Here is an 18,585-nt window from a genome sequence, read left to right as displayed (position 1 = left end):
GCAATGGCGGGCTTGGAATCCATGGCCCGCGCCGGTATTCATTTAAGCTTGTTCGATTACCTATCCGTCCCCCTGTTGCAAGCAACCAAAACGCCGCGTCACCACCCATGATCCCCAACAGCACGCAATATCTGGATGCTGATCCCGCCGGGATTGCAGCCGCGGCCGACCTGCTGCGTCAGGGACTGCTGGTCGCCTTCCCGACCGAGACCGTCTACGGGCTGGGCGGCGACGCCCGCAACGGCGAGGCAGTCGCCGCGATCTACGCCGCCAAGGGACGACCCAGTTTCAACCCGCTTATCGCGCATGTCGCCTCGGTCGAGGCCGCCAAACGCTATGTCGAGTGGTCGGACAATGCCGAACAACTGGCAGCTGCGTTCTGGCCCGGTCCGCTGACACTGGTGCTGCCGCTGCGCGCAGGGCATGGCGTGTCCTCGCTGGTGACGGCGGGACTGGAGACGCTGGCCGTGCGGGTGCCCGCCCACCCAACCGCGCGCGCATTGCTGAACGCAGTTGACGGACCCGTCGCTGCCCCATCGGCAAACCCCTCCGGTCGGATCAGCCCGACCACTGCGGCGCATGTGCGCGCCGGTCTGGACGGTCGGATCGCCGCCGTACTGGATGACGGACCCTGTTCAGTCGGGTTGGAATCGACCATCGTGGGCTTGGCCGGCAGCCCCGCTTTGCTGCGGCCCGGCGGTGTCGCTCTGGAGCAGATCGAAACAGTTCTTGGCACGCGCCTGACCCGCCACAAGCCCGGAGATCTGCTGACCGCTCCGGGGCAGTTGCTGTCACATTATGCTCCGGAAGCACCGGTGCGGCTGAACGCCAGCGAGCGGCGCGGGGACGAGCTGCTGCTGGGATTTGGCAATGTCGATTGCGACCGCAACCTGTCTGCCAGGGGTGACCTGATCGAAGCGGCGGCAAACCTGTTTGCGTATCTGCACGAGCTGGACGGTACGGGGCGGCCGATTGCCGTCAGCCCGATCCCTTCCGAGGGCGTGGGGGCGGCCATCAACGACCGCCTGCGCCGGGCCGCGGCGCCGCGCAATTCCTGATCAGGCCCGACCGGCGCTGGCCGACAGCGTCAGCGGATCGACACCCAGCGTAGCCAAGGCGGCCTCCCACTTTTCGTCGTCGGCAACGTCAAAAACCAGTTTCGATGTGGCATCGGTCGTCAACCAGCCATTGGCCGCGATCTCATCTTCCAGCTGCCCCGGCCCCCATCCCGAATAGCCCAGCATCAGCATCGAGTTCAGCGGCCCCTTGCCAGAAGCGATATCTTCGAGCACGTCCAGCGTCGCTGTCATGCTGAAATCGCCGGCCACGTGCAGCGAATGCAGATTTGCGTCGTAGTCCGCGCTGTGCAGCACAAACCCCCGGGACAATTCGACGGGACCACCAAAATGCACAAGGCGTTCTCCGACAACCGGGATGCGGCACGCGATGTTCAACTGTTCAAGCAGCGTCTTGATCCGCAAATCCGACGGTTTGTTCACGATCAGACCCATCGCGCCGTCATCGCCGTGGCTGCACAGATACACCACTGAATGATCAAAGCGCGGATCGCCCATGCCGGGCATCGCAATCAACAGTTTTCCAGTCAGATCCATCAAAAACTCGTGCGGCTTATTCCCTTACAATGACCTTGCGGAACCCGGATTGGCAAGGGATCACGCCTGAAATCCCGCGATTTCTGCCGGTGACCAGAACGTGACTTGGCAAACCTGCCCGCAAGTCGCATGTATGGATCATGAGATCGCTGTTCAAACCCGTCCTGACCGTTGTTTCAGCTTGTCTGGCCCTGGCCGCACCTGCGCAGGGGCAATCGATCGACTCGATCGTCCGGCTGGACGTGATCGATGGCGGCCAATCCGAGGATGGAACCTATCTCACCGCGATCCGGTTGGATCTGGAACCCGGATGGAAGACCTATTGGCGGGCCCCCGGTGACGCCGGCATTCCGCCTGAATTCGACTGGCGCCGCTCCGGCAATGTCGGCGCGGTTGCGATCACCTGGCCCACGCCGCATGTCTTTGACCAGAACGGCCTGAAGTCCATCGGCTATGAAACCCAGCTGGTGTTGCCGGTTCGGATTACGCCCAAGGACGCATCCAAACCGGTCCGGTTGCGCGGCGAGGTCGATCTGGGAGTGTGCAAGGATGTCTGCATTCCCGCATCGCTGAAATTTGACCACGAACTGGACGCCGGCGCAGCAAGAAATCCGGCGATTGCGGCTGCGCTGGCGCAACGGCCCTTCTCTGCACGCGAGGCTGGCGTTACCAGCGCGGCCTGTCGCCTGAGCCCGACCGCGGACGGTTTGCAGGTTCAGGTACAGATCGACATGCCCTCGGCCGGTGGCGCCGAACTTGCGGTGATCGAACCGGGGAACCCGGCCCTGTGGGCCTCGCAGACTGAAACCAAGCGGCAAGGCAACCGGCTGACCGCCACGTCCGAGGTGATCAGCCCAGACGGTCAGCCCTTTGCGCTGGACCGGTCCGCCGTGCGGATCACGGTTCTGGGGACCAAACACGCGGTCGACATTCTGGGCTGCAGCGCGGGCTGAGCGGATGCAGCAGGTTCCCCGGATCGGCGCACTGGCGGTTGTCGTAGATCAGGGCCATGTCCTGCTGGTGCAACGCAGCAAGGCCCCCGATGCCGGTCTCTGGGGATTTCCGGGCGGCCATGTGGAGTGGGGCGAAACCGTCTTGCAGGCCGCCGCGCGCGAGTTGATGGAAGAAACCGGTATCGAAGCAACCCCGCAGGCATATCTGGGCAACCTTGATCTGCTGGTCCGGGATTCGGCCGGACAGATCACCGCCCACTATTTGCTGGTCGGCGTGTCCTGCCGCTTCGGATCCGGCACTCCGGTCGCAGCGGATGATGCGCAGGATGCGCGTTGGTTTCCAATCCGGCAGGTGCTGGACCGCGGCCTTGCCATGAGCGCCCGGGTGCCCGACCTTCTGTCTCAGGCACTGGCCCGGGATGAAAGCCTGACATAAAGCGCCCCGGACACGATCAGGCTGACGGCCAGAATGGCAACCGCACCGGCCGCGAACGCTCCCAGCCCCATTCTCAGCAACGCCAGACCGTCCTCGCCGCCGTACAGCCCGGACAGCACACCCAGCGGCGCGCCGGCCATAACCGGCCAGACCATCGTGACCAGCAGCCAGAGGAACATCGCCCCGCCCGTCCCCGCGGCCGCGACCCGGACCACCTTGTCTGGCGCCCGCAAGGCGCGGCGCATCGCAGTCATCGGGCGAGAAATATCACTCAGGATCGCCAGCAACGCGGGAACCAGGAGCAGCACCAGCACCATGCCGAACCCGAGCCCGTAGACAAGCGTGATCACCGTGGGTTTGAGGAATTGCGCCTGCTGCGACCCTTCGTACAGCAACGGGGCCAGCCCCATCACCGTCGTCAGCGTGGTCAGCATCACCGGCCGCAACCGGTCAGCGGTGCCTTCTATGATCGAGGGCACCAGCCCGCGATCCTGCTGATACCCATCAATGGTCGTTATCAAAACGATCGAATCATTGATGATGATCCCGGTCATGCCCAACAGGCCGACGACCGTGAACATGCTTAGCGGAACGCCCCAGATGTAATGCCCCCAGATGGTGCCGACCAGTCCAAAGGGAATGATCGCCATCACCACAAGCGGCCTTGTCCAACTGGCGAAGATCCACGCCAGAACAAGGTAGATTCCGGTCAGGCACAGGATCAGACCGGTACGCGCCTCGGTCAGGAACTCGTCCTCCTGTTCGCTCAGACCGGCCATGCGCCACTCGACCTGATACTCGGCGGCGATATCAGGCAGGACTTCCTCGCGCATGGCGCGGGTGATTTCCGCGGCCTGGGCCGGGTCATCCTCGGATATGTCCCCGTTCACTGCGATCACCCGCAGGCCATTTTCCCGGCGCACCGTCGAGAACCCCGACTCGCGCTTGACCGAGACGATGTCAGCCAGCGGGACATAGACCCCGTCCGGTGACCGCATCAACGTGCGTTCCAGGAAATCTGCGGTCAGCTCGCCTTCGGGCAGTTCGACCCGGATCTCGGCGCTGCGAGGACCGTCGGGGAATGTCGCCGCCTCGATCCCGTTCAAACGGTGACGCAGAACCCTGCCCAATGTCTCGATGCGGAAACCCAACGCCTCACCCTGTGCCGTCAGATCCAGAATGTATTCTTCCTTGTCATAGGCCAGATTGTCTTCCAGCGCTGAAACCTCGGGGTATTTCGACAGTTCCGCCTGCAGGGCCTCGGACGCGGATTTCAGTGTGTTCACGTCCGCGCCGAAAAGCTGCACGTCGATGGCATCACCACCCGGACCCGAGCGCCAGCCGCGGAACGTCAGCAATTCGACCTTGGGATGGCGCGGAACGAATTCCTGCAGCTCGCCCACGAATTCAAAGCTGGAATAAGGTCGCAGGTCGGCATCGATCAGCTCGATCGAGATACCGCCCAGCAAATCGCCATCCTTGCCATCGGCGGCGGACAGACCATAGCCGGCACTGCCCCCGATCTCGGCCAGAACATAGTCGATCGGGTTGCGACCGTGGCGTTCTTCGTATATCTGGCCCAGCTCTTCGGTGGCGCGCTGCAGAATGTGCATCATTTCGATCGTGTCGGCGCGGGTAGCGCCTTCGGCCATGATGAAATTGCCGGTGACCGAGCCCCGCTCGGGCGCGTTGAAAAACCGCCAATTGACGTCGCCCTTGATGAACAGCGCTATCTGGCTGGCCAGAATGGCGATCATCAGGGCCACGACCACGTATCGCGCCCAGATTGCCCACGCCACCAAAGGTCGGAAAAGAGTGTCGCGCACCCAGCGAAAACCCCTGTTCACAACCCGGTTGGGCCAGTCATACCAGTGTTCCTTGGCCGAATGTGCGATGGCATGCGCCATGTGGTTCGGCAGGATCAGAAAACACTCGATCAACGAGGCGATCAGTACAGCGATCACCGTAAAGGGAATGTCCCGGATCAGCTCTCCGAACCGTCCGCCAATGGCGGTCAGACCGAAAAGGCGATCACGGTCGTGACCGTGGCCGCAAAACCGGCATCGCCATGCGCCGGGCGGCGCGCTCGGCGGCAACGACCGGTGGCTCGCCCAGCCGGCGGGCCCGGAAATCGGCGTGTTCCCCCACTACGATCGCATCATCCACCACGATACCCAGCGTGATGATAAGGCCGAACAACGAGACCATGTTGATCGACAGCCCGCCGATATACATGAAGGCGATGGCCGCCGACATCGCAACCGGGATACCGGCCGCCACCCAGAAAGCGATGCGCGCATTCAAGAACAGGAACAGCAGGCACACCACCAAGCCCAGCCCGACCAGCCCGTTGTCGATCAGAATGTCCAACCGGTCGGTAATGGCCTGCGCCCGGGTACGGATCAGCTCGACCGAGATACCATCCGGCAAGCTCGCCTGCATCTCGGCCACCACATCCTCGACCGTGTGCTGAATGTCGATCGCGTCACCCAGGTTCGACCGGTCCACCCGGACGGACATGGCCGGGTTCTCGCCCACGAAATAGCTGCGATTGCGAGTAACGCCCTCGACCCGGATCTGCGCGACATCGCCGACCACCAGCTTGGACCCGTCCGGATAGGTGCGCAAAGCGATGCGCTCGATCTCTTCCGGGGTGCGCTTTTCGACACCGGTGCGGATCCGGGCGTTTGCGCCGGTCACGTCCCCGGCCGGATTGGCCGTGACCTCGGCCGCAACCGCCGAGGCGATCTCGGACAGGGTGATGTCGTTGGCGATCAACTGCGCGGTGGGAACCTCGACCACGATGCGTGGGGCGGCAAGGCCGCGGATCGTGGTCCGCGTCACACCGGCAGCGAACAGCCGATTGATCAACTCATCTGTGAATTTGGCCAGCTGCCCGGTCTCGATCGGGCCGGTGAGGACAACATCCGTCACCCGGTCTCGCCAAGCGGCACGCCGGATGGACGGTTCTTCGGCATCCTCCGGCAGGTTGGTCACGCTGTCGACCGCGGTGCGCACTTCTTCGACGGCGCGGCTCATGTCCCAGTTAGGTTCAAATTCCAGCGCGATGCGGGCCGATCCTTCGCGGGAGGTCGACTCGGTGCTGGCAACGCCTTCGACCGCCAGCAATGCAGGTTCAAGGATCTGGACAATCCCGTTGTCCACATCCTCGGGCCCCGCACCATCCCATTCGACGTTGACATTGACCCGTTCCAGGATCACGTCTGGAAAGAACTGCGCCCGCATGTTCGGCGCCGAAGCCGCGCCAAGGACCAGCATGACCACCAGCAGAAGGTTGGCAATGGTCCGGTGACGCGTAAAATAGCTGAGGATGCCGCTGGCCGCGCCCGGGATCTCGCGCATCATGGCGCCTATCCCCCGGCCCGGTTTTCAAGCCGCCGCAACAGAGACGACGGCACCTTCGCCTCGCTCAACTGAGCAAGAACACGGGTCTTGGCGTCCTGGGACATGCGGTCGCTGGCCTCGACCTGCGCCACCAACCGCGCGCGGTGCTCGTCCGTCAGCTCGACCATGTCCGGCTCGACCGCGGCGCTGTCTTCGATGCGAACCGGGCGCACGCGGACCCCCGACCCCAGCAGCGGGGTCCGACCCACCACGACTTCGCGCCCTTCCAGCCCGGCGCCGCGCAGCAGAACTTCGTCCCCTTGCCGGCGTACCAGCTCGACCGGGAGCGTTTCCAGCCGGTCGTCGTCGCCCAGCACCAGCACGGTGCCTTGCGCATCCAGAACCGAAGACGGGAGACGCACGACATTATCCAGCGGCTGTTCCTCGACCGAAACGGTCACGAAATCGCCGGGCTTGAACCCCGGCGCGGCATCAAGCCGGGCATAGATCAACCGGCCGGTCTGGCCCTCGCCGGCCGACCCGCTGTCGCGGCTGATCCGACCGGTGGCGCTCAGGTCCGTGCCCGTCACCTCAAGCGAGATGGTCACCGGTGCCGGGATCAGCTTGCCCTGATCGTCCAGCAACCGCACGTATTGCGCGGTCGAAACGCGGAACGCGACCTCCAGAGCAAACGGGTCGACCAGTTCGGCCAGCTTTTCATTGGCCGTGACCAGGCGCCCTTCAACCAGCGTGACACCCGTCAGCGTCCCGTCGAACCGGGCGCGGATGGTCATGTCTTCCAGATCGCGTTCGGCCGATTCCAAAGCGATACGGGCCCGCGCCAGCAACGTCGTCGCCTGATCTACGCGGGACTCGGCCTGCGCCAAAGCGATACGGCGCGACAACACGGTTTGCCGGGCCGAGGCCTCGGCCAATTCGGCCTCTTCAACGCTGGCGGTCGCACCTACGCCACGGTCCAGCAAATCCTTCTGACGCTGCAGGGCCCGTTCCCGCAAATCCGATTGGGATTCGGCGGCCTTCAATTCATCCTGCGCCAAAAGCAGGGCGCGTTCGGCATCGCGTTCTTCAAACTGGGCATCCAGCAGGTCCGACCGCGCCCGGTCCAGTGCCGCCTGCGCATCGGCCGGGTCCAGCTCGACCAGAACTTCGCCTGCGCTCACAACCCCGCCATCCTCGAAGTTTTCCGCCAGCCCGATGACGCGGCCGCCCAGCGCCGCCCGCAACTCCAGACGCCTGCGGCTTTGAACTTCGCCAAATGCTTCCAAATAGGGGGTGGCGGTTTGTGGCTCGGCCTTCTGAACCGTGACGGCGAACACGCGTTCGCGCGCCTGCGGGGGTTTGTTGTCGCGGGTCATGACCTCTTGCACCGCGCCGGTGATCATCTGCGCAGCGACAATCAACAGCGCAAGCATCAGGGATGCCAGAAAGACACCGATGAGGCTCTGCCGCAGAAATCGCATAGATCTTTCACTCCGGTTGCAACGGGACGCCGTCTATAAATAGGTAGCCGGGCCGGAAAAAATACCAACCCACAAGGCGGTTATGAGCCGTTAAACGTGCGACCAGTCTACTTCCGTCGCAGATGTTCGTCCAATCTGGGCATAATTTCCACGAAATTGCAGGGCCGGTGGCGAAAATCCAGCTGTTTTTCCAAAATGCCGTCCCAGGCATCCTTGCAGGCCCCCGGGCTGCCCGGCAGGGCGAACAGATAGGTTCCGCCGGCGACGCCACCTGTGGCCCGCGACTGTACCGCCGAGGTTCCGATCTTCTCCATCGAAATCAGGGTGAAGACGGTGCCAAAAGCCTCGATTTCCTTTTCGTAGACATCGCGATGCGCCTCGACCGTGACATCGCGCCCGGTCAAGCCGGTGCCGCCGGTCGAGATCACCACGTCAATCTCGGGGTCGGCGACCCACGCCCGCAACTGCTCGGCGATCTGGGCGCGCTCGTCCTGAATGATTTTGCGGTCGGCCACGGTGTGCCCCGCACGCTCGATCCGGTCGACCAATGTTTGGCCCGAATGATCTTCGGCCAGTGTCCGCGTGTCCGATACGGTCAGAACAGCGATGCGGATGGGGATGAATTCCATGGTTTCATCAATTCGGGACATGTCGTGTCAGGCTCTTTCCATGATGGCCAGCCGGGCCGCCAGCGCGACGAACACGCCGCCACTGACCCAGCCGAGAATTCGCGACGCCCGCGGGCTTGAAATCAGCGCTCGCCCGGCGCCGCCGGCAAATGACCCCACCAGGGCATTCACGACGAACCCGCCCACAGCGATGATCGCGCCCAGCAGCAGAAACTGAGCCAGAACCGATCCGTTGGCCGGCGAGACGAATTGCGGGATGAAGGCCAGAACGAACAGAATGATCTTGGGGTTTGTCATGTTGACAAGCATCCCCTCGCGAAAGGCATGGCCCGACGACTGCATTGGAGCGTCAGTCCGGACGGCACCGTTTCTGATGGTGCCCCAGGCCAGATACAGCAGGTAGGCCACGCCCAGCCAGCGAATGACGTCGAACAGCCAGGGCATAGTCGCGACCGCCGCGCCAAGTCCCAGCCCAGCCAGCAGAACATGAACCATCAGACCGGTCGAAACACCGGCGCTGGCCACGATGGCCGATCGAGCACCCGACCGCAGCCCAAGCCCGAAGCAGAACATCATGTCAGCCCCCGGCGTCATGTTCAGCGCTATGGCGGCTGGGATGAAGGTCAACAGCGTTGCGTATTCGATCATGGATCGACCTCAAACCAATTCACCTTGGGCCCCAGATTTGCGATCCGGGTGCGACCGATCTCGCCGCGATAACCCCAGCTGTCGTGGATATGACCGCACAGAGCAAAGTCAGGTTGAATCCGTTCCACCGCGTCGCGCACCGCGCTCGATCCGATCGATTGCCCCTGCGAGGTCCGATCGCCTTTGCCCTTGGGCGGGGCATGCGTGATCAGGATGTCGGCCGACGGGCAGCGATTGAGCAGCTCTGCGGCCTCGGCTTCGGTCAGGTCGCAGGACCAGTCACCAAATGGCGTGACCGGTACGCCATAGCCAAGTCCGAACAGGCGCAGCCCGTCCACGGTCATGCCTGTTCCGTGCAGAACATGCACGCCGTCCGGCACGGCCGCCGCCAGTTCCTCGGCGCTTTCGGCGTTGCCGGGAACCAGAACCATCGGCGCGGATATGCCGGAAAGCATTTCCATCGCCTCGTCCAGCCCCTGACGCATGTTGCAGTAATCACCCGCGCCGATCACCAGGTCAGCGTCGACGCTGGCTGCCACCAGTTCCGCAGCCCGATTGCGGGCCATGTGCAGGTCGGAAAAGGCCAGAACCTTCATCCCTTGTTCTCCAGATATGCGCGCAGATCCAACAGATCGGCCCAGGCCTGGCGCTTGGCATGGGGCTGGCGCAGCAGATAGGCGGGGTGCAGCATGGGCAGAACCGGCAGATTCAGCGCCTGATCCCACTGCCCGCGCAGACGCGTTATGCCGCGCTTGTTCAGAGCCGCCTGGCAGCTGATGTTGCCCATCACCACCAGGACGTTTGGCTTGGACAGGGCCACGTGCCGTTCCAAAAACGGCTGCATCATCGCGATCTCGTCCGGCCGAGGGTCCCTGTTCTGCGGCGGACGCCAGGGCAGAACATTGCTGATGTAAACGTTCTTGGCGCGGTCCAAGTCTATCGCGGCCAGCATCCGATCCAGCAACTGCCCGGCGCGGCCAACGAACGGCTTTCCAGCGCGGTCTTCTTCACGGCCCGGGGCCTCGCCGACGATCATGACCGGCGCACCGGGTGTCCCGTCAGCAAAGACCAGCTGTCGCGCGCCACGCTTCAGATCGCAGTGTTCGAACGCCTCCATAGCGGCGCGCAGCTGATCCAGAGACGATGCCGCAGACGCAGCCTTCTTTGCCTCGACCACCGGATCCGCCTTGGCGGGCTTCTGCACTGCGGGCTGCGCTGCGGCGGATTTTTTGACCTTTGGCGCGGTATCCGGCAATGCATAGCGGTCAACCGGTGCGTCGACGATCGCGTCGGTTACGCCCAGCTCAACCTGCCATTCCAGCAGGGCACGCGCGGTGTAGGGGTCAAGGGCCGATTCCATGACCATCAATCTACTCAGCTTTGCGGGAAGGGAAAGCAAATTGGCCTTGCCTTGGCGCATTGCCGGGCCGACGATGGTCCCCGTCATGACGCGAACCCTGGGCCTTCTGCTGATCACTCTGTTCGCCCTGCTGCCCGGCGGGTCGGAGGCGCAGTCGTTTCTCAACAATCAAGGCCAATGCCGTGGGGGCCAGTTTCAGTGCGGTCTGAAATGCTGCTCGGTTGGCCAACGCTGCAGCTATGACGGGTTCTGCATTCAGGCCGGGGGCACCTATTGCGGCGGCGGGCAGTCCTGCGGGCCGTTCGAGAAATGCGTGGCCGGAGGCACCCGATGCGCGCCGGCAGGGGCAAACAAATGCGCCTCGCGGCTGGATTGCCCCAGCGGGTCCTTCTGCAACGCGCGCGGCGAATGCGAGCGCAGTTCGGCCGACTTCGACCCCTCTCCGCAACCTGCAACGCCCTGCGACGACGGGCGGACCTGCGCAGCCGGTTCGACCTGCCTGCCGGGCGGCGGCTGTACGCGCCCCGGCTGGTACCTGTGCGAAGAGACCGGATCGCAATGCCGCACCGGGTTCAAATGCTCGGCCAATCAGGGCTGCGTGCCCAGAAAGGCCGTCGATTGCGGATACGGCAAGTGGTGCAGACCCGGCGAGCGGTGCCTGCCCGAAGGCGGATGCGAGAAACTGCCCGACGGGGACTGACTCCAGTTGCCCCGACGCGCTGCGCTTTCTATAAGCGGCGCGACTGTCAGACAGGAGCCCGGCCCATGCGTTTCGCCCATCGTCACCTACTTGGCATCGAGCATCTGTCCCAATCCGACATCACCGCCATTCTGGACCTGGCCGAAAAATACGTCGATCTGAACCGGCAATCGGCCAAGCACTCGGACGTTCTGGCGGGGCTGACCCAGATCAACATGTTCTTCGAGAACTCGACCCGCACGCAGGCCAGTTTCGAATTGGCGGGCAAGCGGCTGGGTGCGGATGTGATGAACATGGCGATGCAGGCCAGTTCGATCAAAAAGGGCGAGACCCTGATCGACACGGCGATGACGCTGAACGCCATGCATCCCGACCTGCTGGTAGTGCGGCATCCGCATTCGGGAGCGGTAGACCTGCTGGCGCAGAAGGTCAACTGCGCGGTGCTGAACGCCGGCGACGGGCGGCACGAGCACCCCACGCAGGCGCTGCTGGATGCGCTGACCATCCGGCGTGCCAAGGGGCGGCTGCACCGGTTGAACGTGGCGATCTGCGGGGATGTGGCCCATTCCCGCGTGGCGCGGTCAAACCTGATCCTGCTGGGCAAGATGGAAAACCGCATCCGCCTGATCGGCCCGCCGACGCTGGTGCCTGCGCAATTCGCCGAATTCGGGGCCGAGATCTATGACGACATGACCGAGGGCCTGCGCGACGTGGACGTGGTGATGATGCTGCGCCTTCAGAAAGAGCGGATGGATGGCGGGTTCATCCCGTCGGAACGGGAATACTACCACCGCTATGGCCTGGACGCCGCCAAGCTGGCGCTGGCCAAGCCGGACGCCATCGTGATGCATCCCGGCCCGATGAACCGCGGGGTCGAGATCGACGGCACGCTGGCTGACGACATCAACCGCTCGGTCATCCAGGAGCAGGTCGAGATGGGCGTCGCCGTGCGCATGGCCGCGATGGAACTGCTGGCTCGCAACCTGGAGGAGGCGGCATGAGCGATCTGGACATCTCGGCTGGCGAGCGCGGCGTGATCCGCCTGTTCGCGCTGGACATGCGCCCCGAAGAGGCGAAATTCCTGCGCGAGCCCGGCGCGGCGGATCAGGTTCTTGGGGTCTCGGGGCTGGACCCCCAGCAGATCGACGTGTTTCCGGTTTCCGACCTCGAGGATCTTGGTCTCTACGGCTATCTCAGCGAGGGCTGCGGCGTGTCCGAGGACCAGCTGGACCGGGCCAGGCTGGACGCGGTCGATGGCTGGGTTCTGGTGCTGCGCAGCGCGGCCCTGGGCGGGCGCGCGGCCACATTGAACCCCGATCCGCGTCTGCGCCTGATCGGCCTTTACACCGAAGAGGCCACGAACTGGAGCGGCGGCACCATCGAGACCGAAAGCGCGCGGCCATACTCGGCCGCGCCGAGCCGGTTTCGAGCGAGCAACCCCGCCGAACGGGATCGGCCGTGCTTGCCTTGATCATCCTGCTGGTCATCGGAGGTGCCCTGTGGCTGATCCTGTGACCTTTGCACCGGACAAGGGCGCTTATGTCCGCACCAACTCGTGGCTGGCCGCGGGCGCGATGGCGGGGCGATGCTCGTGCTGTGGCTGATCGGAAATCCCTATGTCTGGACCGGCGCCCCGGCCGGTCTGGCGGCGGTGGGCGTCCGGGCGTGGTACCTGGCGTCCGAGGAACTGGCGGCCAACTGGCAGATGACCGACACCACCCTGACCGGCCCGGGCGGACGCAGCATGCCGCTGAACCGGGTCGCAGCCGTGAATATCATGGGCAGCTTCGTGCAGATTGTCACTAAAGGCGGCGACAAGCACCTGATCAAGTACCAGGCCGACCCGGCCGCCACCAAAGCCGCGATTGAAAGGGCAATGGCATGACCAAGCTGATCTTCACCAACGCCCGCCTGATCGACCCTGAAGCCGGAACCGACGCGCTGGGTTGGCTGCACGTGGCCGACGGGCGCATCTTGGCCAGCGGCGACGGTCCAGCTCCCGAGGCGGACGCGCAGGTGATTGATTGCGGCGGTCAGTGTCTGGCCCCGGCATCGTCGATATCGGCGTCAAGGTCTGCGAGCCGGGCGAGCGGCACGAAAGCTACAAATCCGCGGGCCTTGCCGCCGCGGCCGGGGGCGTGACCACGATGGTCACCCGCCCCGACACCCTGCCTGCGATCGACACGCCGGAAACGCTCGAGTTCGTCACCCGCCGCGCCCAGGCCGACACGCCCGTCAACGTGCTGACCATGGCCGCTCTGACCAAGGGCCGCGACGGGCGCGAGATGACCGAGATCGGGTTTCTGATGGATGCGGGCGCGGTGGCTTTCACCGACTGCGACCATGTGGTGACGGACACCAAGGTATTTTCCCGCGCGCTGACCTATGCCCGGCCTGCGGCGCGCTTGTCATCGCCCACCCACAGGACCCGGGGCTGAGCCACGGTGCTGCCGCCACCAGCGGCAAATTCGCCGCCCTGCGCGGTCTGCCCGCCGTTTCGCCCATGGCCGAACGCATGGGGCTGGACCGCGACATCGCCCTGCTGGAAATGACCGGCGCGGCCTATCACGCCGATCAGATCACCACGGCCCGCGCCCTGCCCGCACTGGAACGGGCCAAGCGCAACGAGCTGGACATCACCGCCGGCACCTCGATCCACCACCTGACGCTGAACGAGCTGGACGTGGCGGACTATCGCACCTTCTTCAAGGTCAAGCCGCCGCTGCGCTCCGAAGATGATCGGCAGGCGGTGATCGAGGCCGTGCGCTCCGGCCTGATCGACACGATCAGTTCGATGCATACGCCGCAGGACGAGGAAAGCAAACGCCTCCCGTTCGAAGAGGCGGCCTCGGGCGCGGTGGCGCTGGAAACCCTGCTGCCGGCCGCACTGCGCCTGTATCATGCCGATCAACTGGACCTGCCGACCCTGTTCCGGGCCATGACACTGAATCCGGCGAAACGACTGGGGCTGGACTGCGGCCGCCTGAGCGCGGGCGCCCCGGCCGATCTGGTTCTGTTCGACCCGGATGTGCCCTTCGTGCTGGACCGGTTCACGCTGAAATCGAAATCGCAGAACACCCCGTTTGACGGACAGCGGATGCAGGGTAAGGTCACCGCAACCTACGTTGCAGGCAAAGAAATTTTCCGGAGATCCTGATGCCCGTTTTCGACAGCTCGACGACCCAACTGATTATCTGGGCCGCGATCGGATACCTGATGGGGTCGGTACCTTATGGCATGATCGTTGCGCGGGTGATGGGACTGGGCAACCTGCGCCAGATCGGGTCCGGCAATATTGGTGCCACCAACGTGTTGCGCACTGGCAGCAAGGCGGCGGCGGCGCTGACTCTTCTGTTCGACGCCGGCAAAGGCGTGGTCGCGGTCCTGCTGGCCCGGGCACTGGCCGGCGACGATGCCGCCCAGGTCGCGGCGCTGGCGGCTTTTGTCGGCCATTGCTACCCGGTCTGGCTGAGCTTCAAGGGCGGCAAGGGCGTGGCAACTTTCCTGGGCCTGTGGCTGGCGCTGGACTGGCGGGTGGGCGTTGCGTGCTGTCTGACATGGCTGGTCGCTGCTGCGATCTGGCGGATCTCGTCCCTCGGCGCGCTGGCCGCGGCAGCCCTGTCGACAACATGGGTGATGATCCTGACGGACGGGTCGACCTTTTTGCTGGGCGTCGTTCTGACGCTGCTGATTTACTGGCGCCACCGCGAAAATCTGGCCCGCATCAAGGCGGGAACAGAGCCCAAGATCGGGAAATCGTGACCGCGCCGGCCGACTTTTTGGACTCATTCTTTGCCTTGCCGGCGGGTTCGTTCACCGGAACCGCAAACGGTCGAAGCTATTCGGTCACGCGGCTGGCGATGGCCGGCGGCAAATCGCACAAGCTGGTCGCCCATGAACGGGGTGGTGCGGACTACATCAGTATGAACCTGTACCTGACGGATCAAAGCGGCGCTTTGCTGCGCCCCTGCGAGATGCCTGCCGCCAAGGTCGTACGCTTTGTTCTGGCCCTGGTACCCGACAGCTGAACCGCAGACCGATCTGCGCTTGCGAACAGACCGCCTGGTATTTCCGCACATTCACGTTTGATTGCTTTGAACGTGATCGCCGCCTTTCCCACCTGAGTTTTCGTGACGCTCAATTACCGGGTGCACGAAACGCAATTTCGGTGCTGAAACGCCCGCGCTTGGACATGCCGGGCAGCCCGATCACGAAAGGTGGAACCATGAACAAGATCAAATCCCTGTTGGGCGGCGTTGCGCTGTCTGTGGCAATCGCAAGCTCGGCCCTGGCGGCCGGGGTAGAAATCAACGCCTCGTCGACCGGTTTGGCGATGCAGGGTTACGACCCGGTGGCGTATTTCACTGAAGGCGAGCCGACCAAAGGCAGCTACAAGATCACGGCGTTGCACAACGATGCGCTGTACCGTTTTGCCACCGAAGAGAACAAGGCCGCGTTCGAAGCCAATCCCGAGGCCTACCTGCCGGCCTACGGCGGCTACTGCGCCTTCGGAGCGGCCATGGGGTTCAAGTTTGACGGCGATCCGACCTACTGGAAGATCGTGGACAACAAATTGTACCTGAACCTGTCGGAAGACATCCAGCAGCGTTGGGAAGGCGACATCCCCGGCTTCATCGAAAAGCAAGCGTCAACTGGGAAACGATCGCCGACAAGGATCCGGCCGAACTGCAGCAATAATCTGCTGAATTGGCGGTAAGGATCGGCGGCAGAATGCTTCTGCCGCCGATCGTGATTTGAAGCCCCACGACCCCGAACCTATCTGATCAGAACAACACTCTAAAAGGGCGGCCAGGCGCCGCGACCTTGCGGAAATCCGGGTCGGAATAACAGCGAAAAACCAATGATCCGGTCCAACGACCGGAACGTAATGATCAATACAAACCTTCAGGCCAACCAAAGGCCGAGGCAGATAACTTCCAACGAAAGGATAGCAAGATGACGAGCAAACTGGCACTATTGACCACCGTTGCAACTTTTGCAGCCGGCACCGCCATGGCGCAGTCCTCGGGCGATTGGACCGGGTTCTATGCGGGTGCGCAGGTCGGCTACGCGGATATCGGCACCAGCCTGTCCGGTGTGGACGGAGACGGCGCCATCGGCGGTCTGATCCTTGGTTACGACTATGATCTGGGCGACTGGGTCGTGGGCGGCGGCTTTGATTATGACTGGTCTGATGTCGACCTTTCGGGTGCCGCAACGGTCGAAGACGTCTGGCGGCTGAAAGCCCGCGCCGGCTACAAGGTCAACCCGCAGGGGCTGCTTTATGGTGTCGCCGGTTACGCGGATGCGGGAACCGACACGCTGGGCAGCGACGATGGATGGTTCATCGGCGCCGGCTATGAACAGATCGTCGCGCCGAACGTCAGCATCGCGGGCGAGCTGCTGTACCACGAGTTCGACAATTTCAACTCGACCGGTGTCGACGTGGATGCAACCACGTTTCAGATCCGGGCGGCATACCGCTTCTGATCTCTTGCGCATCGAACGGGCCCGGCACAGCGTGCCGGGCCTTTTCATGGCACTAGGATCGTGCTTCCGGTTGTCTGCCGCGCCTCCAGTGCGCGGTGCGCATCGGCGACCTGATCCAGTTCAAAGCGTTGATCGATGTGAATCTTGACCTCGGCGCCGGCCACCTTGCCGAACAGCCGCCGGGCCATGGCCTGACACACGGAATGGTCCGCGATATGGGTGAACAGCGTCGGCCGGGTGATCTTCAACGACCCTTTCTGCCCAAGAATGCCGATGTTGAATGGTGGCACGGGTCCAGACGCATTGCCGAAGGAAATCATCATCCCCAATGGCTTGAGGCAGTCCAGCGAGCCTTCGAACGTATCGGCACCGACAGAGTCCATGACCGCATCGACCCCTTTGCCGCCAGTAATCTCGGCCACGCGGGACGCAAAATCCTCGGTCCGGTAGTTGATGCAGTGTGTGGCGCCGTTGAACTGGGCCAGACGGCACTTGTCATCGGTCCCGGCCGTGCCGATCAGCTTGATGCCTTCGGATTTGGCCCACTGGCACGCGATCAAGCCGACACCCCCGGCGGCGGCATGGAACAGAACCGTATCACCACGTTTCAGCGGCGTGGTGCGGTGAAACAAGTATTCAACCGTCAAGCCCTTGAGCATCATGGCCGCCGCGGTCTCGAATGAGATTCCGCCGGGCAAGGGACACACCTGCGACGCGGGCATCACCCGCGCTTCGCAATAGGCACCGGCCGGCACCGCGGCATAGGCCGCCCGCTGGCCCGGTTTCAGATGCGTCACGCCTTCGCCGACCGCCTCGATCACCCCGGCGGCTTCCATTCCCAGCGCGTGCGGCAGTTCCATCGGATACAGACCGGTCCGCTGGTAGACATCAATAAAATTCAGACCGCAGGCGTGATGGCGGATCCGAACTTCACCCGGCCCCGGGTCACCCAACGGTCTATCCTCGATCTTCAGCACCTCGGGGCCGCCGGTTTCGTGAATGACTACGGTACGCGCCGTTTTCTGCATGCTGACCTCCTATTGCCTGGATCCAAGCTATCACTTCGGCGCCGCAGGGCAATCCGGCGATCTCGCAAGGGTGAACCAGGATTGGAAAAAACTGTGGTACACTAGGGTCAGGCGTTGCCGGGTCATCCGGCCACGGGCAACTTTTCGCCGGATGCATCCTGCGGCGCACCTGCGCCAAGGAAAGGGATGACAATGGCAAAGACAATCGGAAACCCGATCAGTTGGACCGCGCAGCAACTCGGCGCGACCAGCGATCACATCGCTGAAAACGTAACGGGCATCGGCAGCGCTGACACCCAGCATCTGCCGACGGTACAAACGCTGACGTTGCAAGACTTGCGAGAGTGCCTGCGCGCCGGATACGAAGACTTTCTGGCGATCCGGGCCGATGCCATTTTCATCGTTCTGATCTACCCGATCGCGGGGCTTTTGATGTTCGGATTCGCGATGCAAGCCAACATGGTGCCACTTCTGGCTCCTCTGGTGGCCGGGTTTGCGCTGATCGGTCCGGTCGCTGCACTGGGCTTGTATGAGATCAGCCGCAAGCGGGAACAGGGGCACGAGGTTCACTGGCTGGACGCGTTGGGTGTTTTTCGATCCCCCTCGTTCGGCGCCATACTGGCACTGGCCTTTTACCTTGTCATGCTGTTGCTGGTCTGGCTGATGGTGGCACACGGCATCTATATCGAAACACTGGGTCCGCAGCCGCCAGAGACGCTGGGCCAATTTCTGACACAGGCTCTGACCACCGGCCCCGGCTGGACCATGATCATCGTCGGATCGGCGGTTGGGTTCCTGTTTGCTCTGGTGACCTTGGCCGTCAGCGTTGTCAGCCCGTTGCTGCTTGACCGCAAGGTCGGCCTGCCTGTGGCCGTTGTCACCTCGGTCCGGGTCCTGCGGCA

17 protein-coding genes and 4 pseudogenes are annotated in these 18,585 nt (G+C 63.5%); 13 read left to right on the top strand and 8 right to left on the bottom strand.

Annotation, left to right across the window (positions count from 1 at the left end; translation table 11 throughout):
- The first annotated feature begins 107 nt into the window (after nucleotides 1–107).
- A complete protein-coding gene (locus ACR3EK_RS00105) occupies nucleotides 108–1,058 on the top strand; it encodes an L-threonylcarbamoyladenylate synthase (protein ID WP_480632378.1) in 951 nt (316 codons plus the stop codon).
- On the opposite strand, the gene ACR3EK_RS00100 is transcribed toward ACR3EK_RS00105, so the two are convergent.
- Nucleotides 1,059–1,613: a YqgE/AlgH family protein gene (locus ACR3EK_RS00100; protein WP_093963536.1), complete on the bottom strand. Its 555-nt coding sequence runs from the start codon at nucleotides 1,611–1,613 to the stop codon at nucleotides 1,059–1,061. It lies immediately after the preceding gene.
- A gap of 140 nt (nucleotides 1,614–1,753) precedes the next feature.
- Here ACR3EK_RS00100 and ACR3EK_RS00095 point away from each other — a divergent pair, with 140 nt between their 5' ends.
- Nucleotides 1,754–2,566 (top strand): protein-disulfide reductase DsbD domain-containing protein, encoded by an 813-nt coding sequence (locus tag ACR3EK_RS00095; RefSeq protein WP_170445488.1) that lies wholly within the window; start codon nucleotides 1,754–1,756, stop codon nucleotides 2,564–2,566.
- Between the two features lie 4 nt (nucleotides 2,567–2,570).
- A complete protein-coding gene (locus ACR3EK_RS00090; protein WP_170365466.1) occupies nucleotides 2,571–3,002 on the top strand; it encodes an NUDIX hydrolase in 432 nt (143 codons plus the stop codon).
- On the opposite strand, the pseudogene ACR3EK_RS00085 reads toward ACR3EK_RS00090, so the two are convergent.
- The 6 genes and pseudogenes from ACR3EK_RS00085 to ACR3EK_RS00060 form a co-directional block, all read right to left on the bottom strand.
- Nucleotides 2,969–6,368: pseudogene (locus ACR3EK_RS00085) on the bottom strand (efflux RND transporter permease subunit). The gene ACR3EK_RS00090 and the pseudogene ACR3EK_RS00085 sit on opposite strands and share 34 nt — an antisense overlap.
- 5 nt (nucleotides 6,369–6,373) lie before the next feature.
- Nucleotides 6,374–7,828 (bottom strand): efflux RND transporter periplasmic adaptor subunit, encoded by a 1,455-nt coding sequence (locus ACR3EK_RS00080; protein ID WP_480632377.1) that lies wholly within the window; start codon nucleotides 7,826–7,828, stop codon nucleotides 6,374–6,376.
- A 107-nt stretch (nucleotides 7,829–7,935) separates the two neighbouring features.
- A complete protein-coding gene (moaB, locus tag ACR3EK_RS00075) occupies nucleotides 7,936–8,478 on the bottom strand; it encodes a molybdenum cofactor biosynthesis protein B (RefSeq protein WP_480632376.1) in 543 nt (180 codons plus the stop codon).
- Between the two features lie 6 nt (nucleotides 8,479–8,484).
- Nucleotides 8,485–9,105: a LysE family translocator gene (locus ACR3EK_RS00070; RefSeq protein ID WP_170456549.1), complete on the bottom strand. Its 621-nt coding sequence runs from the start codon at nucleotides 9,103–9,105 to the stop codon at nucleotides 8,485–8,487.
- Entirely contained in the window at nucleotides 9,102–9,701 is a 600-nt protein-coding gene (locus ACR3EK_RS00065; protein WP_170373102.1) for a metallophosphoesterase family protein, read from the bottom strand. Before ACR3EK_RS00065 ends, ACR3EK_RS00070 begins: the two co-directional genes overlap by 4 nt.
- Nucleotides 9,698–10,465, bottom strand: a complete 768-nt coding sequence (locus tag ACR3EK_RS00060) for a uracil-DNA glycosylase (protein ID WP_480632375.1) — start codon at nucleotides 10,463–10,465, stop codon at nucleotides 9,698–9,700. The genes ACR3EK_RS00065 and ACR3EK_RS00060 overlap by 4 nt, the downstream gene beginning before the upstream one ends.
- 85 nt (nucleotides 10,466–10,550) lie before the next feature.
- Here ACR3EK_RS00060 and ACR3EK_RS00055 point away from each other — a divergent pair, with 85 nt between their 5' ends.
- The 9 genes and pseudogenes from ACR3EK_RS00055 to ACR3EK_RS00015 all read left to right on the top strand — a co-directional run bounded on the left by ACR3EK_RS00055 (nucleotide 10,551) and on the right by ACR3EK_RS00015 (nucleotide 16,655).
- A complete protein-coding gene (locus tag ACR3EK_RS00055) occupies nucleotides 10,551–11,165 on the top strand; it encodes a scavenger receptor class F, member 2 (protein WP_480632374.1) in 615 nt (204 codons plus the stop codon).
- A 65-nt stretch (nucleotides 11,166–11,230) separates the two neighbouring features.
- Nucleotides 11,231–12,166, top strand: a complete 936-nt coding sequence (locus ACR3EK_RS00050) for an aspartate carbamoyltransferase catalytic subunit (RefSeq protein WP_480632373.1) — start codon at nucleotides 11,231–11,233, stop codon at nucleotides 12,164–12,166.
- Entirely contained in the window at nucleotides 12,163–12,636 is a 474-nt protein-coding gene (locus ACR3EK_RS00045) for a hypothetical protein (RefSeq protein ID WP_480632372.1), read from the top strand. Before ACR3EK_RS00050 ends, ACR3EK_RS00045 begins: the two co-directional genes overlap by 4 nt.
- 40 nt (nucleotides 12,637–12,676) lie before the next feature.
- Nucleotides 12,677–13,050, top strand: a pseudogene (locus ACR3EK_RS00040) (hypothetical protein).
- A pseudogene (pyrC, locus tag ACR3EK_RS00035) lies at nucleotides 13,047–14,322 on the top strand (dihydroorotase). The pseudogenes ACR3EK_RS00040 and pyrC overlap by 4 nt, the downstream one beginning before the upstream one ends.
- Nucleotides 14,322–14,927 (top strand): glycerol-3-phosphate 1-O-acyltransferase PlsY, encoded by a 606-nt coding sequence (plsY, locus tag ACR3EK_RS00030; RefSeq protein ID WP_170360019.1) that lies wholly within the window; start codon nucleotides 14,322–14,324, stop codon nucleotides 14,925–14,927. The pseudogene pyrC and the gene plsY overlap by 1 nt, the downstream one beginning before the upstream one ends.
- On the top strand, nucleotides 14,924–15,193 hold the full coding sequence (locus tag ACR3EK_RS00025) for a hypothetical protein (RefSeq protein ID WP_170360017.1): 270 nt from the start codon (nucleotides 14,924–14,926) through the stop codon (nucleotides 15,191–15,193). The genes plsY and ACR3EK_RS00025 overlap by 4 nt, the downstream gene beginning before the upstream one ends.
- 197 nt (nucleotides 15,194–15,390) lie before the next feature.
- Nucleotides 15,391–15,863: pseudogene (locus tag ACR3EK_RS00020) on the top strand (YHS domain-containing (seleno)protein).
- Between the two features lie 258 nt (nucleotides 15,864–16,121).
- Nucleotides 16,122–16,655 (top strand): outer membrane protein, encoded by a 534-nt coding sequence (locus tag ACR3EK_RS00015; protein WP_093963551.1) that lies wholly within the window; start codon nucleotides 16,122–16,124, stop codon nucleotides 16,653–16,655.
- Between the two features lie 44 nt (nucleotides 16,656–16,699).
- On the opposite strand, the gene ACR3EK_RS00010 is transcribed toward ACR3EK_RS00015, so the two are convergent.
- Nucleotides 16,700–17,683: a quinone oxidoreductase family protein gene (locus ACR3EK_RS00010; protein WP_170373107.1), complete on the bottom strand. Its 984-nt coding sequence runs from the start codon at nucleotides 17,681–17,683 to the stop codon at nucleotides 16,700–16,702.
- Nucleotides 17,684–17,875: 192 nt separating this feature from the next.
- On the opposite strand from ACR3EK_RS00010, the gene ACR3EK_RS00005 reads away from it, so the two are divergent.
- Nucleotides 17,876–18,585: DUF2189 domain-containing protein (locus tag ACR3EK_RS00005; protein ID WP_480632371.1), on the top strand; the 710-nt coding region annotated here is incomplete at its 3' end.

The organism is Ruegeria sp. BC8 (assembly GCF_056535705.1).
This window is presented reverse-complemented; position numbering and strand designations above follow the sequence as displayed.

Coding starts and splice junctions, on each gene's coding strand:
- ACR3EK_RS00055 (WP_480632374.1), top strand. CDS start 10,551: ATGACGCGAACCCTGGGCCTTCTGCTGATCACTCTGTTCGCCCTGCTG.
- ACR3EK_RS00010 (WP_170373107.1), bottom strand. CDS start 17,683: ATGCAGAAAACGGCGCGTACCGTAGTCATTCACGAAACCGGCGGCCCC.
- ACR3EK_RS00045 (WP_480632372.1), top strand. CDS start 12,163: ATGAGCGATCTGGACATCTCGGCTGGCGAGCGCGGCGTGATCCGCCTG.
- moaB (WP_480632376.1), bottom strand. CDS start 8,478: ATGTCCCGAATTGATGAAACCATGGAATTCATCCCCATCCGCATCGCT.
- ACR3EK_RS00090 (WP_170365466.1), top strand. CDS start 2,571: ATGCAGCAGGTTCCCCGGATCGGCGCACTGGCGGTTGTCGTAGATCAG.
- ACR3EK_RS00095 (WP_170445488.1), top strand. CDS start 1,754: ATGAGATCGCTGTTCAAACCCGTCCTGACCGTTGTTTCAGCTTGTCTG.
- ACR3EK_RS00065 (WP_170373102.1), bottom strand. CDS start 9,701: ATGAAGGTTCTGGCCTTTTCCGACCTGCACATGGCCCGCAATCGGGCT.
- ACR3EK_RS00060 (WP_480632375.1), bottom strand. CDS start 10,465: ATGGAATCGGCCCTTGACCCCTACACCGCGCGTGCCCTGCTGGAATGG.
- ACR3EK_RS00080 (WP_480632377.1), bottom strand. CDS start 7,828: ATGCGATTTCTGCGGCAGAGCCTCATCGGTGTCTTTCTGGCATCCCTG.
- ACR3EK_RS00105 (WP_480632378.1), top strand. CDS start 108: ATGATCCCCAACAGCACGCAATATCTGGATGCTGATCCCGCCGGGATT.
- ACR3EK_RS00100 (WP_093963536.1), bottom strand. CDS start 1,613: ATGGATCTGACTGGAAAACTGTTGATTGCGATGCCCGGCATGGGCGAT.
- plsY (WP_170360019.1), top strand. CDS start 14,322: ATGCCCGTTTTCGACAGCTCGACGACCCAACTGATTATCTGGGCCGCG.
- ACR3EK_RS00050 (WP_480632373.1), top strand. CDS start 11,231: ATGCGTTTCGCCCATCGTCACCTACTTGGCATCGAGCATCTGTCCCAA.
- ACR3EK_RS00070 (WP_170456549.1), bottom strand. CDS start 9,105: ATGATCGAATACGCAACGCTGTTGACCTTCATCCCAGCCGCCATAGCG.
- ACR3EK_RS00015 (WP_093963551.1), top strand. CDS start 16,122: ATGACGAGCAAACTGGCACTATTGACCACCGTTGCAACTTTTGCAGCC.